General features: G+C 72.5%; 13 protein-coding genes. 10 read left to right on the plus strand and 3 right to left on the minus strand.

What is annotated here, in order from left to right; genetic code table 11:
- Positions 1 to 14 precede the first annotated feature (14 nt).
- The 6 genes from dgoD (at position 15) to ACIP89_RS06085 (ending at position 8,605) form a co-directional block, all read left to right on the plus strand.
- Positions 15 to 1,160: a galactonate dehydratase gene (dgoD, locus tag ACIP89_RS06060; protein ID WP_402113278.1), complete on the plus strand. Its 1,146-nt coding sequence runs from the start codon at positions 15 to 17 to the stop codon at positions 1,158 to 1,160.
- Positions 1,154 to 2,026, plus strand: a complete 873-nt coding sequence (locus ACIP89_RS06065) for a hypothetical protein (RefSeq protein WP_402113280.1) — start codon at positions 1,154 to 1,156, stop codon at positions 2,024 to 2,026. The genes dgoD and ACIP89_RS06065 overlap by 7 nt, the downstream gene beginning before the upstream one ends.
- The gene (locus ACIP89_RS06070) at positions 2,014 to 2,655 is read left to right on the plus strand and encodes a bifunctional 4-hydroxy-2-oxoglutarate aldolase/2-dehydro-3-deoxy-phosphogluconate aldolase (protein ID WP_402113281.1); all 642 of its coding nucleotides are present in this window, start codon (positions 2,014 to 2,016) and stop codon (positions 2,653 to 2,655) included. Before ACIP89_RS06065 ends, ACIP89_RS06070 begins: the two co-directional genes overlap by 13 nt.
- The gene (locus ACIP89_RS06075; RefSeq protein WP_402113283.1) at positions 2,652 to 3,521 is read left to right on the plus strand and encodes an SMP-30/gluconolactonase/LRE family protein; all 870 of its coding nucleotides are present in this window, start codon (positions 2,652 to 2,654) and stop codon (positions 3,519 to 3,521) included. The genes ACIP89_RS06070 and ACIP89_RS06075 overlap by 4 nt, the downstream gene beginning before the upstream one ends.
- Entirely contained in the window at positions 3,518 to 4,513 is a 996-nt protein-coding gene (locus tag ACIP89_RS06080; protein WP_402113284.1) for a sugar kinase, read from the plus strand. Before ACIP89_RS06075 ends, ACIP89_RS06080 begins: the two co-directional genes overlap by 4 nt.
- Before the next feature lie 459 nt (positions 4,514 to 4,972).
- Positions 4,973 to 8,605 (plus strand): discoidin domain-containing protein, encoded by a 3,633-nt coding sequence (locus ACIP89_RS06085; RefSeq protein WP_402113499.1) that lies wholly within the window; start codon positions 4,973 to 4,975, stop codon positions 8,603 to 8,605.
- 114 nt (positions 8,606 to 8,719) lie between these two features.
- Here the strand turns inward: ACIP89_RS06085 and ACIP89_RS06090 are convergent, their stop codons facing one another.
- The 3 genes from ACIP89_RS06090 to ACIP89_RS06100 form a co-directional block, all read right to left on the minus strand.
- On the minus strand, positions 8,720 to 9,730 hold the full coding sequence (locus tag ACIP89_RS06090) for a heme A synthase (RefSeq protein WP_402113285.1): 1,011 nt from the start codon (positions 9,728 to 9,730) through the stop codon (positions 8,720 to 8,722).
- A 140-nt stretch (positions 9,731 to 9,870) separates the two neighbouring features.
- The gene (locus tag ACIP89_RS06095) at positions 9,871 to 10,638 is read right to left on the minus strand and encodes an ABC transporter permease (RefSeq protein ID WP_402113287.1); all 768 of its coding nucleotides are present in this window, start codon (positions 10,636 to 10,638) and stop codon (positions 9,871 to 9,873) included.
- Positions 10,635 to 11,582 (minus strand): ABC transporter ATP-binding protein, encoded by a 948-nt coding sequence (locus ACIP89_RS06100; RefSeq protein WP_402113289.1) that lies wholly within the window; start codon positions 11,580 to 11,582, stop codon positions 10,635 to 10,637. Before ACIP89_RS06100 ends, ACIP89_RS06095 begins: the two co-directional genes overlap by 4 nt.
- A 136-nt stretch (positions 11,583 to 11,718) precedes the next feature.
- Here ACIP89_RS06100 and ACIP89_RS06105 point away from each other — a divergent pair, with 136 nt between their 5' ends.
- The 4 genes from ACIP89_RS06105 to ACIP89_RS06120 all read left to right on the plus strand — a co-directional run bounded on the left by ACIP89_RS06105 (position 11,719) and on the right by ACIP89_RS06120 (position 15,438).
- On the plus strand, positions 11,719 to 12,459 hold the full coding sequence (locus ACIP89_RS06105; protein ID WP_371773872.1) for a helix-turn-helix transcriptional regulator: 741 nt from the start codon (positions 11,719 to 11,721) through the stop codon (positions 12,457 to 12,459).
- Complete coding sequence (sufB, locus tag ACIP89_RS06110) at positions 12,456 to 13,877, plus strand: Fe-S cluster assembly protein SufB (RefSeq protein ID WP_401923308.1); 1,422 nt, start codon at positions 12,456 to 12,458, stop codon at positions 13,875 to 13,877. The genes ACIP89_RS06105 and sufB overlap by 4 nt, the downstream gene beginning before the upstream one ends.
- 62 nt (positions 13,878 to 13,939) lie before the next feature.
- Positions 13,940 to 15,121, plus strand: a complete 1,182-nt coding sequence (gene sufD / locus ACIP89_RS06115) for a Fe-S cluster assembly protein SufD (RefSeq protein ID WP_401925730.1) — start codon at positions 13,940 to 13,942, stop codon at positions 15,119 to 15,121.
- Positions 15,121 to 15,438: a bifunctional 3-phenylpropionate/cinnamic acid dioxygenase ferredoxin subunit gene (locus tag ACIP89_RS06120; protein WP_024492618.1), complete on the plus strand. Its 318-nt coding sequence runs from the start codon at positions 15,121 to 15,123 to the stop codon at positions 15,436 to 15,438. The genes sufD and ACIP89_RS06120 overlap by 1 nt, the downstream gene beginning before the upstream one ends.

Below are 15,438 nucleotides of genomic sequence, written 5' to 3' on the forward strand. Positions count from 1 at the left end.
GGGACCGTGAACCGGTGAAGATCACCCGTATCGAGACCTTCCTCGTACCGCCGCGCTGGCTCTTCTGCCGGATCGAGACCGACGAGGGCGTCGTCGGCTGGGGCGAACCCGTCGTCGAGGGCCGCGCCGAGGTCGTCCGGGCCGCCGTCGACGTACTGGCCGAATACCTGGTCGGCCAGGACCCGCTGCGCGTCCAGGACCACTGGCAGGTGCTCAGCAAGGGCGGCTTCTACCGGGGCGGCCCGGTGCTCTCCAGCGCCGTCGCCGGAATCGACCAGGCCCTGTGGGACATCGCCGGGAAGGCGTACGGCGCCCCCGTCCACGCCCTGCTCGGCGGCCCCGTGCGCGACCGGGTCCGGGTCTACGCCTGGGTCGGCGGCGACGAACCCGCCCGCCTCGCGGAGGAGGTCACCGCCCAGGTCAAGGCCGGCTTCACCGCCGTCAAGATGAACGCGGCCGGACGCACCTCACCGCTGGCCAGCCCCGCCGAGACCGCCGCCGTGGTGGAACGGGTCGCCGCCGTCCGCGACGTGCTCGGCCCCGGCCGCGACGTCGCCATCGACATGCACGGCCGGTTCGGACCGGCCGGCGCACGCCGGGTGCTGCACGCCATCGAACCGCTGCACCCGCTGTTCGTGGAGGAACCCCTCCTGCCCGAGCAGGGGCATCTGCTGCCCGCCCTCACCGCCGCCACCTGCGTCCCCATCGCCACCGGCGAACGGCTCTACGGGCGGGCCGACTTCCTGCCCGTACTGACGGCCGGGATCGCGGTCGCCCAGCCGGACCTCTCGCACGCCGGGGGCATCTCCGAGGTCCACCGCATCGGCTCCCTCGCCGAGACCTTCGGCGTGCAGCTCGCCCCGCACTGCCCGCTCGGCCCCATCGCGCTGGCGGCCAGCCTGCAGATCGCCTTCGCCACCCCGAACTTCCTCATCCAGGAGCAGAGCCGGGGCATCCACTACAACAAGGACGCCGACCTGCTGAGTTACGTCGTGGACACCGAGCCGTTCCGCTTCGACGCCGGCCACGCCCGGCGAACCGCCCTGCCGGGGCTCGGCATCACCGTCGACGAGAGCGCCGTCCGCGCGGCCGACCGTTCCGGCCACGCCTGGCGCAACCCGGTGTGGCGGCACGACGACGGATCGTTCGCGGAGTGGTGAGCGCCCCGGTCCCGGTGCGGATCGAGACGGACCCGGCGCACGGCGGCCGGTGGACCTCGCTGCGGGCGGCCGGCCGCGAATGGCTCTGGCACCGGCCGGAACCGCGCCGTCCCGGAGTCCGTCCCGGCGACGGCTTCGCCGACGCGGGCGGTCTGGAGGAGTGCGTGCCGACCGTACGCGGCACCCCCGACCACGGCGACGCCTGGGCCCGGCCCTGGCAGCGCGCGGCCGACGGCACCGAGTCCGCCGACTGCCCCGACTTCCGGATCAGCCGGCTGATCCGCGCCGACGGGGACGGGGCGGTGGCCGAGTACCGGCTCACCGCCGAGCCCGGTTACCGTTTCCTCTGGGCCGCCCACGCCCTGCTCGACCTGGCGCCGGGCGCCCGGATCGGGATCGCGGACGGCACCCCGGTCCGCCGCTACCCCGACGGCGGCGACCGCTACGTCACGGGCGCCTGGCCCTCCGGCCTGGACCGGATCGGCCCGGACGACGGAACGGCCACCGGCGCGGTGGCCGACACCGGGCAGGTGTCGGTCCAGGACGGGACGGCCGTGCTGCGGCTGGCCGTCGAGGCGGCGGGCCAGCCGGTGTCCGTCGCGCTGTGGCGCAACCTCGGCGGCTTCCCCGAGCAGGACCCGTACCGCTCGGTCGGCGTCGAACCGATGCTCGGCCGGGTCTTCGGCCTGGCCGCCGCGGGGGAGGGCGACGCCGCCGTCGTCCCGGCCCGCGGCGAGGTCCGCTGGCGCCTCACCGTGACGGCGCACACCGCGCCGGACGCACAGGCCGGCCCCGTACAGCCCGACGTCATCGACCACACAGCCGTGCAGAACAACCAGAAGGGAACCCGCACGTGGAACTGCTGACCGCGCTGCGCACCCACCGGATCGTCGCCATCGTGCGCGGCGCCGACGCGGACGCCGCACTCAGGACCGTACTCACCCTGGCGGAGGAGAGACTCCCGCTCATCGAGGTCTCCCTCAGCGGACAGGACGCGCTCGGCGTCATCCGCCGCGCCCGCGCCGCCCTCGGCCCCGACGCACCGCTCGGCGCGGGAACCGTCCTGACCGCCGAGGACGCCCAGGCGGTACGGGACGCGGGAGCCGACTTCGTCGTCACCCCGGCCGTCTGCGAGGGCGTCACCGAGGCCAAGCGCCTCGGACTGCCGGTGCTGGCCGGAGTCATGACCCCGAGCGATGTCGTCGCGGCCCAGCGGCTCGGCGCCGACGCCTGCAAGCTCTTCCCGGCCGCGCAGGCCGGCGGCCCCGGCTACCTGACGGCGCTGCGCGGACCCTTCCCCGGCCTGCCGTTCGTCCCGGTCGGCGGAGTGGACGCCGAAGCGGCCCGCGACTACCTCGCCCGGGGCGCCACCGCGGTGGGCGTCGGCTCCCCGCTGATCGGCGACGCGGCCGACGGCGGCAGCACCGACGCGCTGCGCGAGCGCACCCGCGCCTTCCTGGACGCGGTACGCCTCCCGTCGGACGCCGGGCGATGAGCGCCGGGACACCGGCCGTCCAGTGGGCCGACCGGCTGGAGCTCGGTGAGGGCATCCGGGCGGTCGACGGCCGCATCGTCCTCGTGGACATCCTGACCGGCCGGCTGCTGACCGGCCCCGCGGACCGCACCGCACCGCTGACCCGGCTGGCCCGGCTCGACGAACCGCTGGGCGCGGTCGCCCCCGTCCACGGGCGCCCGGGGCACTGGATCGCGGCCGCCGGCACCGGCATCTGCCTGATCGACCCGGACGGCGCCGCCGAGTGGCTGGCCCGTCCCGAGGAGGGGGCGGCGCACGCCACGCGGATGAACGACGCCGCCGCCGATCCCGGGGGACGGTTCTGGGCGGGGAGCATGGCGTACGACGCCGCGGAGGGCGCCGGCTCCCTCTACCGGGTCGGCCACGACGGCACCGTGGAGCGGGTGCTGGACGGGCTGACCGTGCCCAACGGCCCGGCGTTCGCGGCGGACGGCTCCGCGATGTACCTCGCGGACAGCGCGAAGGGCGTCATCCGCCGCTACCCGGTGGACCCGGACAGCGGACTGCCGGGTGCGCCGGAGACCTTCGCCGTGTTCGACGAGGGCAGCCCGGACGGGATGGCGGTCGACGCGGAGGGCGCTCTGTGGACCGCCGTCTGGGGCACCGGAACCGTCCACCGCCTCCGCCCCGACGGCGCTCCGGACCGGCGGCTCCGGCTCCCCGCCGTCCAGCCCGCCGGGCTCTGCCTGGACGGCGACACGCTGTACGTCACCAGCGCCAGGACCGGGCTCGCGGCGCCCGGTCCGCTGGACGGTGCGGTGTTCTCCGTACGGGTCGACGTCCCCGGCCTGCCCACCGCCGCCTACCGGCAGGAGAACCCCGCATGACCGCCGAGTCCGCCGCCCGGACCGGGCAGCCCGCCCGCCCCCCGGTGGCCTGCGTCGGGGAGACGATGGCCGCGCTGGTCCCGGACCCCGTCGCCCCGCTGGAGGGCGCCGCGCGGCTCGGCGTCCGGATCGCGGGCGCCGAGTCCAACGTGGCCGTGTACCTCGCGGACCACGGGGTGCCCGCCCGCTGGGTCTCCGCCCTGGGCGACGACCCCTTCGGCCGCCGGATCCTCGGCGAGGTGGCCGCGTCCGGGGTCGACGTCAGCGGGGTGCGCACCGACCCGCACCGGCCGACCGGGCTGCTGGTCAAGGACCCCGGCACCGAGGCCACCCGGGTCCACTACTACCGGCGCGGCTCGGCGGCCTCCGCCCTGACCGCGGACGTGCTGGACGACGACGCGGTACGCACCGCCGGACTGGTCCACCTCAGCGGCATCACCCCGGCGCTCTCCCCGGACTGCCACGAGCTGGTCGCGGCCCTGCTGGAGGTCCCCGCCGCCGAACGGCCCCGCCCGGTCAGCTTCGACGTCAACCACCGGCCCGCGCTGTGGCCGGACGGCTCGGCGCCCGGGGTGCTGCTCGGCTTCGCCCGGCAGGCGGACATCACCTTCGTCGGCCTCGACGAGGCGCAGGCCCTGTGGGGCGCCGGGCTGACCGACGCGGCCGCCGTGCGCGCACTGCTGCCCCAGCCGCGGGTCCTGGTGGTCAAGGACGGCGGACGGGCCGCGACCGCCTTCGACGGCGACCGGGCGCACACCGTGCCCGCGCCCAGGGTCGCGGTCGTGGAGCCGGTGGGCGCGGGCGACGCGTTCGCCGCCGGGTTCCTGGCCGGGCTGCTGCGCGGCGAGGACACCGTACGGGCGCTGCGGCTCGGGCACCTCACCGCGGGCGCCGCGCTGCGGGTCACCGGGGACCACGGGCCGCTGCCGGACCCGGACCGGCTGGCCGCGCTGCTGGACGCGGGGCAGGAGGAGTGGGCCGCGGGTGAATGACAGGACACAGCGAAGCGATCCGCACGTTGCCAACTCTTTACAAGCGCCCGGCAATCGATCTTTAATGAGCCACACGGCGCAGCCGGAACCGGACGGTCCGCTACACCCCGTCCCAGCCGCGGATCGCCGTGACGCAACTCTGTGACGCGATTTCCGCGGCACTGCTTCCGTGACACCGCTTCATCGTCCGGCAGCCGCCGGCCCCACCAGGGCCGGCCGGCGTCGGCGGGGCCGACGGGCCCACCCCTCCTTCCTCGGCCTCAGGGCCCGCCCCTGAAGTCTGACAACGTTGTCATCCTTATCTCGTCCTTGTCGTCGTTGTGCTTTCTCTTCTCCCTTTCCCTCAGCCAGGAGGCCGGAGTGCCGGAACAACCCGCTGACACCACGCTGGACAGCGACCTCAGGTCAGCAGCCGTCCAGGACGGACCGGACGGGAGCGGTCCCGCCGGGCCGGGAGGCATCTCCCCGGTCACCCGGCGCCGCTTCCTGGCCACCAACACCACCCTGCTGGCCGCCTTCGGCATCAGCGCAGCGCTGCCCGCCACCCTCGCCGCCGCGGACGGCAAGGGCAGGCCCGGTGCGGCGGCGGCCGAACTCGCCGCCGCCCGCCCGGTCAAGGTCTCCTCCACCGCGTACGCGGCCACTTCGCCGGAGTTCGCCGTGGACGGGATCGCCGTGCCCGGAGTCCGGGGGACCGGCTGGCGGGCCGAGCCCGGTGACCCGCAGTGGATCGCCGTGGACCTCCAGGGCCGGTGCACCGTGGAGGCGGTGGAGCTGGTCTTCGAGGCGGCCGTCTCGGACCCGCCCTTCGTCCCCGGCACGGGCGGCAACCCCCGCGACGGCACGGACGGCAGCGAGATCCTGTCCAGCTGCGCGGTCGCCTTCACCCTGGAGGTGTCGGTGGACGAGCGGAAGTGGACCACGGTGCACCGCGCCACCGACGGCCGGGGCGGTGCCACGACCATCACGCTCGACAAGCCGGCCACCGCCCGCTGGGTCCGGCTGACGGTCACCAGGCGCTCCAACGACAACCCCCTCGGCCTCAACGGCTTCCGCGTCCACGGCCGTACACCGGACCGCCGGCCCGCCGCCGGGAGCTGGACCGACTGGTCGATGCCCCGCACCCCCGCCCCCGCCCTGGCGGTCGCGGCCGACGGCACCGTGCCGCTCGAATCCGGCTGGGCGCTGACCATGGACGACTTCGCACCGGCCGACGACGGCAAGGTGGTCTCCGGCTCCGGCGTGGACACCGCCCACTGGCTCCCGGCCACCGTCCCCGGCACCGTCCTGGCCTCCCTCGTCGAACAGGGGCATCTGCCCGACCCGGTGACCGGCCTCAACAACCTCAAGGTCCCCGAGGCGCTCTCCCGGCACTCCTGGTGGTACCGCAGGGCGTTCCGGCTGCCGCGCGGACTGGACACCGGACGCGGCCGCCGCGTCCGGCTGGAGTTCGACGGCATCAACCACGCCGCGCAGATCTGGCTGAACGGCACCCGGATCGGCACGATGAGCCGCCCCTTCGCCCGCGAGTCCTTCGACATCACGGACGCGCTCCACGACGACGCCCGCGCGGACAACGTGCTGGCCGTGCGGATCAGCCCCATGCCGCTGCCGGGCAGCCCCGCGGACAAGGGCCCCGGCGGTGAGTCCTGGCTCGACGCCGGCGCCACCATGATGATGCGCAACGGGCCGACGTACCTCTCCGTCTCCGGCTGGGACTGGATGCCGCCGGTCCGCGACCGGGCCGCCGGCATCTGGAACCACGTACGGCTGCGCTCCACCGGCACCGCGCTCCTGGGCGACCCGCAGATCACCACCACCCTGCCCGGCCTGCCCGCGCTCGACGTCGCGGAGGTCACCCTCACCGTCCCGGTCAGCAACACCGGCGCGGAGGCGGAGCGGGTCACCGTGCGCGCCGCGTTCGGGGACGTCCGGGTCGCGAAGACCGTGACCGTGCCCGCCGGGAAGAGCGCCGACGCGGTGCTCGCCCCGGCGGAGTTCCCCGCGCTGCGGGTGCGGCGGCCGAAGCTCTGGTGGCCCAACGGCTACGGGAAGCCCGATCTGTACGACCTCACGCTGAAGGCCGAGACCGGCGGCGCGGTCGCCGACCGGCGCGGGCTGCGCTTCGGGATCAGGGAGTTCGGCTACAGCTACGGCATGCCGGTCGACTTCGCCGGCGGGCACGGCAGCCAGACCGTCGAGTTCGAGGCACGCCCGGCCCGCTACGTACGGCTGGTGGGCACCCAGCGGGCGACCGACTGGGGCATCTCCCTGTGGTCCATGTCGGTGTACGGCGACGCGGACCCGGACAAGGACCTCGCCAGGGGAGCGAAGGCCGAGGCCTCCACGTCGGACGGCACCGGGCCCGCCTCCGCCGTCTTCGACGGCGACCGCACGACCCGCTGGTCCTCCGAGTTCGCCGACGGCGAGTGGATCCAGGCCGACCTCGGCTCCGAGCTCCCGGTGAACCGGGTGGTGCTCGACTGGGAGAGCGCGTACGCCAAGAGGTTCGTCATCCAGGTCTCGGCGGACGGCAAGGAGTGGACCGACGCCAAGAGCGTCGAACAGCCGCCGGTGCGCCAGCTCCAGATCACCGTCAACGGCACCCGGGTGTTCTGCCGGGGCGGGAACTGGGGCTACGACGAGTTGCTGCGCCGGGCCCTGGACGGCCGCACCGAGGACACCGTCCGGATGCACCGGGACATGAACTTCACGATGATCCGCAACTGGGTGGGCAGCAGCAACCGCGAGGAGTTCTTCGCGGCCTGCGACGAGAACGGCCTACTGGTCTGGAACGACTTCTGGAACGGCTGGTCGATGGACCCGCCGGACCACGCCGAGTACCTGCGCAACGCGCTGGACACCGTCCGCGCCTACCGCCACCACGCGTCCGTCGTCGTGTGGTGCGGCTCCAACGAGGGCACCCCACCCGCCGACATCGACGCCGGAGTACGGGAGCTGGTGGCCGCCGAGGCACCCGGCATCCTCTACATGGGCAGCTCGGCGGACGGCGTCGTCAAGGGCCGGGGCCCGTACAACTGGGTGGACCCCGCCTCCTACTTCCGTACCGGCGACTTCGGCTTCCACACCGAGATCGGGATGCCCGTCCTGCCCGTCGAGGAGTCGATGGAGAACCTCGTCGGCGACGAGCCGGCCTGGCCCATCGGCAATGTGTGGGGAGCCCACGACTGGGCCCGCAAGGGCAACCAGCAGCCGCAGGGCTACCAGGCGGCGATCGAGGAGCGGCTCGGTACGGCGACCGGCCTGGCCGACTTCACCCGCAAGGCCCAGCTGGTCAACTACGAGAACGGCCGGGCGATGTTCGAGGCGTGGAACACGCGCCTGTGGGACAACGCCTCCGGGCTGCTGCTGTGGATGTCGCACCCGGCATGGCACAGCACCGTCTGGCAGACGTACGACTACGACCTGGACGTCAACGGCTTCTACCACGGCGTCCGCAAGGGCACCGAGCCCGTGCACGTCCAGGTCAACCCGGTCGACTGGCGTACCGGCGCGGTCAACCACACCACCCGCGCGATCGAGCGGGCGACCGTCACCGCGACCCTGTACGACCTGCGGGGGCAGCGGCTGGGCAAGCCGGTGCGCAGCACGGTCGACCTCGCCCCGTCGTCCGCGGCGGCCGGGGACGTGGTGCCCTTCGGCGACTCGCTGCCCGCGGCGCACCTGCTGCGCCTCGAACTCCGGGACGCGCACGGCACCCTGCTGTCGCGCAACACCTACTGGCGCTACCGCGCCGCCACCGACCTGTCCGCGCTCAACAGGCTGGCCCGCACCCGGGTCACGGTGCGCTCGGTCTCCGACGTCTCCGGGCACGGCCGGGGTCCCGGCGGAAAGCTGAAGGCGGTCCTCCGCAACGACGGCGCCACCGTCGCCGCCATGGTGCGCCTCTCGCTGCGCGACCGGCGCACCGACGAACGGGTGCTGCCGGCCTACTTCGACGACAACTACCTCTGGCTGCTGCCGGGCGAGCAGCGCGAGATCGAGGCGGAGTGGAGCCACGACACCAGGGGCCGGGCCCGCCCCCGGCTCGTGGTGGAGGGATACAACGTGTCGCGCTCGGCCAACGGGTAGCGACCGCCCGCCGGTCCCGTGCGGGTCAGGCCGCACGGGACCGGCGAACGGCCCGGTCCGTACCCCCGAGCGGGGTACGGACCGGGCCGTTCGTGTTGTTCCGTGCGGCGGGGCTCAGGCGGTCGCGGGCTCCGGCTGCCCGGCCGCAGGTCCGGGCACCCGCGGGGCGTCCACCGGCCGCTCGCGCTGCGACAGCAGTACGCGCACCACGCCGATCCACACCAGGCACGAGCCGAACATGTGCAGCCCGACCAGGATCTCCGGGGTGTCGGTGAAGTACTGGACGTACCCGATCACGCCCTGCGCCATCAGGATCAGGAAGAGGTCCCGGGCCCGGTGCAGCGGTCCGACGGGCGCGTCGACGGCCTTCAGGACGAACCAGAGCGCGACGGTCAGCGCCACCACGACCCAGGCGAGATCGGCGTGCAGCTGCGCGATCGTCTTCCAGTCGATCGGGATGCGGTGGACGTCGCTGGAGTCCCCGGCGTGCCGGCCGGCCCCGGTGACCACGGTGCCGACGGCGATCAGCAGCCCGGCCGCGACGACCAGCAGCCAGGTCAGCTGCGAGACGGCCTTGCCGACCAGCGGACGCGGCGCCGTGTCGCCCTCCCGGGTCCGCTGCCAGGTGACCAGGGCGAGGGTGAGAAGGGCGGTGGAGAGCAGGAAGTGCGCCGCGACGGTGTACGGGTTGAGGCCGACCAGTACGACGATGCCGCCGAGTACGGCGTTGCCCATGACCACCCAGAACTGCGCCCAGCCGAGCCGGGTGACGCTGCGGCGCCGGGGCTTCGCGGAACGGGCGGCGATGATCGCCCAGCCGACCGCCGCGCACAGCACGTACGTCAGCATCCGGTTGCCGAACTCGATGGCACCGTGGAAACCCATCGCGCTCGTCGCGGTGAGGCTCTCGTCGGTGCACTTGGGCCAGGTGGGGCAGCCGAGACCGGAACCGGTCAGCCGCACCGCACCGCCGGTGACGACGATGGCGACGGCCATCACGACGGCCGACATCGCGGCACGGCGCACCGTCCGGGGGGACGGCGTCCAGCGATCGGCGATGTACTGAAGCGGGTTCCGCACGGCTTGAGCGACTTCGGCTCGGTTCAGCTTGGGCACGCGCACCATCGTAGGCGGCCGCTTGTGCAAGCTTTCACGAGGGGGACGAATCGTGCCCCGCGAGTGTCCGGCGTCACTTCCGGCGAGGGTCACCACGGCGGCCCGGGGTCACTCCCAGCGGCCAGGGGACACCGGGAGTGACCCCGGCATCACTCCCAGCGGAAGAACCGCGCCGCCGCGCCCAGGCCCAGCACCGCCCAGACGGCCAGGATCCCGAGGTCGCCCCACGGCATCGCCGCACCGTGCTGGAGCACGTCGCGCAGCCCGTCCGACAGGGCCGCGATCGGCAGCAGCCCCAGCACCGACTGGACCGCGTCCGGGAACTTGTCGAGCGGCACGATGACCCCGCCGCCGACCAGCAGCAGCAGGAAGACCAGGTTGGCCGCGGCGAGGGTCGCCTCCGCCTTCAGCGTCCCGGCCATCAGCAGCCCCAGACCGGAGAACGCGGCGGTGCCGAGCACGAGCAGCAGCAGGACGGCGAACGGGTTGCCGTGCGGCGACCAGCCCAGCGCGAAGGCGATCACCGTCAGGAGCACCACCTGGAGCACCTCTGTGACCAGTACGGCCAGCGTCTTGGCGGTCATCAGCGCCCAGCGGGGGAGCGGGGACGCGCCGAGCCGTTTCAGCACCCCGTACCGCCGCTCGAAACCGGTGGCGATGGCCTGGCCGGTGAAGGCGGTGGACATCACGGCGAGCGCGAGGATGCCGGGGGTCAGGAAGTCGACCGACTCGCCCGAGCCGGTGTCCACGATGTCGACCGCGCTGAACAGCACGAGGAGCAGGGCCGGGATGACCACCGTCAGCAGCAGCTGCTCGCCGTTGCGCAGCAGCATCCGGGTCTCCAGCGCGGCCTGCGTGGCGATCATCCGGGGCAGCGGGGCGGCCCCCGGCCGGGGGGTGTACGTACCGGCGCTCATGCGCGCAGCTCCTTGCCGGTCAGTTCCAGGAAGACGTCCTCCAGGGTGTGGCGCTCGACGGAGATGCCGGAGGGCATCACGCCGTTCTGCGCGCACCAGGAGGTGACGGTGGCCAGCAGCTGCGGGTCGACGTCGCCGGTGATGCGGTACGTGCCCGTGCTGAGCTCGGCCGCCTCCGAACCGTCGGGCAGCGCCTTCAGCAGGGAGCCGAGGTCGAGGCCGGGGCGGCCGGTGAAGCGCAGGGTGTTCTCGGCGCCGCCCCGGCAGAGCGTCTCCGGGCTGCCCTGGGCGACGATCCGGCCCGCGTCGATGATCGCGACGTCGTCGGCGAGCTCCTCCGCCTCGTCCATGAAGTGGGTGGTGAGCACGACCGACACGCCGTCGGCGCGCAGCTCCTTCACGAGGTCCCAGGTGGAGCGGCGGGCCTGTAGGTCGAGGCCCGCGGTCGGCTCGTCGAGGAAGACCAGCTCGGGGCGGCCGACGACGGCCATCGCGAGGGCGAGCCGCTGCTGCTGGCCGCCGGAGAGCCGGCGGTAGGTGGTGCGGCCGCAGCCGCCGAGCCCCAGCCGCTCGATCAGGGCGTCCACGTCGAGCGGGTGGGCGTGGAGTTTCGCCATGTGGCGGAGCATCTCGTCGGCGCGGGCGCCGGAGTAGACGCCGCCGGACTGGAGCATCACACCGATCCGGGGGCGCAGCCGCGCCGAGTCGGTGACCGGGTCGAGACCGAGGACCCGGACCGTCCCCTCATCCGGACGGCGGTAGCCCTCGCAGGTTTCGATCGTGGTGGTCTTGCCCGCGCCGTTGGGGCCGAGGACCGCGGTGACCGCGCCGGCGCTCATGCACAGGTCGAGGCCGTCCACCGCCGTCCTGTCGCCGTACCGCTTCACCAGGCCGCGGACCTGGACAGCCGGGCCGGACGGGGCTGGGGCGGACTCGCTCTTCATGGGCGGTAAGTCTAGGCAGCCGCCTCCGGAGCCCCTGTCCCGGGGCTTGATTAGGTAACCCTAAGTGATCGATTCCACGGTAGATCGTTTCGGACCGTGGTTGTCAGGGCCGGATGAATTACGCAACAATGGCGTTGTGAAATACGTTGGCGAGGCTCCGCAGGAGGAACTCGCGACCGGTGAGCGCTCGACGCGCAACCGGATCGCGCGCTCCGTCCTGGACCACGGCCCGTCCACCGCCGCCGATCTCGCGAAGCGCCTGGGGCTCACCCAGGCCGCCGTCCGCCGTCAGCTCGACGCCCTCGTCTCCGACGATGTCGTCGAAGCCCGCGAGCAGCGGGTGTACGGCACACGGACCCGTGGCCGCCCGGCCAAGGTGTTCGCCCTGACCGACTGCGGCCGGGACGCCTTCGACCAGTCCTACGACGAGCTCGCCGCGGACGCCCTGCGCTGGATCGCCGAGAGCGCGGGCGAGGAAGCGGTGATGGCGTTCGCCCGTGCCAGGGTGGCCGGCCAGTCCGCGGCCTACCGCGCGGCGATCGAGGCCGCGGAGCCCGGCACCCGTACGGATGCGCTGGCCAAGGCCTTGTCCGCCGACGGGTACGCTGCTACGGCGCGCAGCGCGCCGGACCCCCAGCAGGGTGAGCAGTTGTGCCAGCACCACTGCCCGGTCGCACACGTCGCCGAGCAGTACCCGCAGCTGTGCGAGGCGGAGACGGAGATCTTCTCCAGCCTCCTGGGGACCCATGTGCAGCGTCTCGCCACGATCGCCCACGGCGACGGGGTGTGTACGACCTACATTCCGCGCAGCGGTCACCCCACCACGCAAACCACTGATTCAGCATCCACCAGCAAGTCCGGGAGGAACCCCGCATGACGCTCCCTACGGAGACTGCCCACCCTGAGCTCGATGGCCTGGGCACGTACGAATTCGGCTGGGCCGACTCCGACGCGGCAGGCGCGGCGGCCAAGCGCGGCCTCTCCGAGGCTGTCGTCCGCGACATCTCGGACAAGAAGAACGAGCCCGAGTGGATGCTGAAGCTGCGGCTCAAGGGCCTCAAGCTCTTCGGCAAGAAGCCCATGCCGAACTGGGGCTCCGACCTGTCGGGCATCGACTTCGACAACATCAAGTACTTCGTGCGTTCCACGGAGAAGCAGGCGGAGTCCTGGGAGGACCTGCCCGAGGACATCAAGAACACGTACGACAAGCTCGGCATCCCGGAGGCGGAGAAGCAGCGCCTGGTCGCCGGTGTCGCCGCCCAGTACGAGTCCGAGGTCGTCTACCACCAGATCAACGAGGAGCTGGAGGCGCAGGGTGTCATCTTCATGGACACCGACACCGCGCTGAAGGAGCACCCGGAGCTCTTCAAGGAGTACTTCGGCACCGTCATCCCCGTCGGTGACAACAAGTTCGCCTCGCTGAACTCGGCCGTGTGGTCCGGCGGTTCGTTCATCTACGTGCCGAAGGGCGTGCACGTCGAGATCCCGCTCCAGGCCTACTTCCGTATCAACACGGAGAACATGGGCCAGTTCGAGCGGACGCTGATCATCGTCGACGAGGACGCCTACGTCCACTACGTCGAGGGCTGCACCGCGCCGATCTACTCCTCGGACTCGCTGCACTCCGCGGTCGTCGAGATCATCGTGAAGAAGGGCGGCCGCTGCCGCTACACGACGATCCAGAACTGGTCGAACAACGTCTACAACCTGGTGACCAAGCGCGCCGTCGCCTACGAGGGCGCGACCATGGAGTGGGTCGACGGCAACATCGGCTCCAAGGTCACCATGAAGTACCCGGCCATCTACCTGATGGGCGAGCACGCCAAGGGCGAGACCCTGTCCATCGCCTTCGCGGGCGAGGGCCAGCACCAGGACGCCGGCGCCAAGATGGTCCACATGGCCCCGAACACCTCGTCCAACATCGTCTCCAAGTCGGTGGCACGAGGCGGCGGCCGCACCTCCTACCGAGGTCTCATCGAGATCGGCGAGGGCGCGCCGGGCGCGAAGTCCAACGTCCTCTGTGACGCGCTGCTGGTCGACACGGTCTCCCGCTCCGACACCTACCCCTACGTCGACGTCCGCGAGGACGACGTCTCGATGGGGCACGAGGCGACCGTCTCCAAGGTCTCCGAGGACCAGCTCTTCTACCTGATGAGCCGCGGCATGACCGAGTTCGAGGCGATGGCGATGATCGTGCGCGGCTTCGTGGAGCCGATCGCGAAGGAGCTCCCCATGGAGTACGCCCTTGAGCTCAACCGGCTGATCGAGCTGCAGATGGAGGGCTCGGTCGGCTAGTACGCCGGAAACCGAATCCCCCGACATCTGTCCGACCTGAGAAAGCGAGCACTACGACAGCCATGGCTGAGGCTCAGAACATCCCGGTGGGCTCCACCACCACCGGCTCTATCGCGGTGGCCGCCGAGTCGACCGTCGCCACGCGCATGAGCGCGCCCCCGTCCTTCGACGTCGCGGACTTCCCGGTCCCGCACGGCCGTGAGGAGGAATGGCGGTTCACGCCGCTGGAGCGGCTGCGCGGCCTGCACGACGGCACGGCCGTCGCCACCGGCAGCGCTGTGAAGGTCGCGATCGAGGCCCCCTCGGGCGTCACGGTCGAGACCGTCGGCCGCGACGACGCCCGGCTGGGCAAGGCCGGCAAGCCGGTGGACCGGGTGGCCGCACAGGCCTACTCGTCCTTCGAGCAGGCCTCCGTCGTCACCGTCGACAAGGAAGCCGTGCTCACCGAGCCGATCCGGATCACGGTGCACGGCGAAGGCGGGGTGGCCTACGGACACCAGGTCATCTCGCTGGGCGCCTTCGCCGAGGCCGTCGTCGTCATCGACCACACCGGTGACGCGGTGCTCGCCGCCAACGTCGACTACGTCCTGGGCGACGGAGCGAAGCTCACCGTCGTCTCCGTCCAGGACTGGGACGAGAACGCCGTCCACGTCGGCCAGCACAACGCGCTGGTCGGCCGGGACGCCTCCTTCAAGTCCATCGTCGTCACCTTCGGCGGCGACGTCGTCCGCATCCACCCGCGGATCGCCTACGCGGGCCCCGGCGGCGAGGCCGAGCTCTTCGGCCTGTACTTCACCGACAAGGGCCAGCACCAGGAGCACCGCCTCCTGGTCGACCACAACACCCCGCACTGCAAGTCCAACGTGGCCTACAAGGGCGCGCTCCAGGGCGAAGGCGCGCACGCCGTGTGGATCGGCGACGTCCTGATCCAGGCCGCCGCCGAGGGCACCGACACCTACGAGATGAACCGCAACCTGGTTCTCACCGACGGTGCGCGGGTCGACTCGGTGCCGAACCTGGAGATCGAGACCGGCGAGATCGTCGGCGCCGGACACGCCTCCGCGACCGGCCGCTTCGACGACGAGCAGCTGTTCTACCTCCAGTCCCGCGGCATCCCCGCGGAGGAGGCCCGCCGCCTCGTCGTGCGCGGCTTCTTCGCGGAGCTGGTGCAGCAGATCGGCCTGCCGGACGTCGAAGCCCGGCTCCTCGACAAGATCGAGACCGAGCTGAAGGCGTCGGTCTGATGGCCTTCGTCAAAGCCTGTGCGCTGAGCGAGCTGGAGGACGACACCCCCAAGCGGGTGGAGCTCGACGGCACGCCGGTGTCCGTCGTCCGCACCGAGGGCGAGGTGTTCGCGATCAACGACATCTGCTCGCACGCGAACGTCTCACTGTCCGAGGGAGAGGTCGAGGACTGCATGATCGAGTGCTGGCTGCACGGATCGAGCTTCGACCTGCGCACCGGCAAGCCGTCCGGCCTTCCCGCGACGCGCCCCGTCCCCGTATACCCCGTCAAGATCCAAGGGGACGATGTGCTCGTCTCCGTCACCCAGGAGACCTGA

Origin of the sequence: Streptomyces sp. NPDC088730 (genome assembly GCF_044751215.1) — a bacterium.
Lineage (GTDB): Bacteria > Actinomycetota > Actinomycetes > Streptomycetales > Streptomycetaceae > Streptomyces.

Bases quoted from the DNA above. Each gene is read 5' to 3' on its own strand.
- ACIP89_RS06075 (WP_402113283.1), top strand. From the start codon at position 2,652: ATGAGCGCCGGGACACCGGCCGTCCAGTGGGCCGACCGGCTGGAGCTC.
- ACIP89_RS06080 (WP_402113284.1), top strand. From the start codon at position 3,518: ATGACCGCCGAGTCCGCCGCCCGGACCGGGCAGCCCGCCCGCCCCCCG.
- ACIP89_RS06090 (WP_402113285.1), bottom strand. From the start codon at position 9,730: ATGGTGCGCGTGCCCAAGCTGAACCGAGCCGAAGTCGCTCAAGCCGTG.
- ACIP89_RS06095 (WP_402113287.1), bottom strand. From the start codon at position 10,638: ATGAGCGCCGGTACGTACACCCCCCGGCCGGGGGCCGCCCCGCTGCCC.
- ACIP89_RS06100 (WP_402113289.1), bottom strand. From the start codon at position 11,582: ATGAAGAGCGAGTCCGCCCCAGCCCCGTCCGGCCCGGCTGTCCAGGTC.
- sufB (WP_401923308.1), top strand. From the start codon at position 12,456: ATGACGCTCCCTACGGAGACTGCCCACCCTGAGCTCGATGGCCTGGGC.
- sufD (WP_401925730.1), top strand. From the start codon at position 13,940: ATGGCTGAGGCTCAGAACATCCCGGTGGGCTCCACCACCACCGGCTCT.
- ACIP89_RS06120 (WP_024492618.1), top strand. From the start codon at position 15,121: ATGGCCTTCGTCAAAGCCTGTGCGCTGAGCGAGCTGGAGGACGACACC.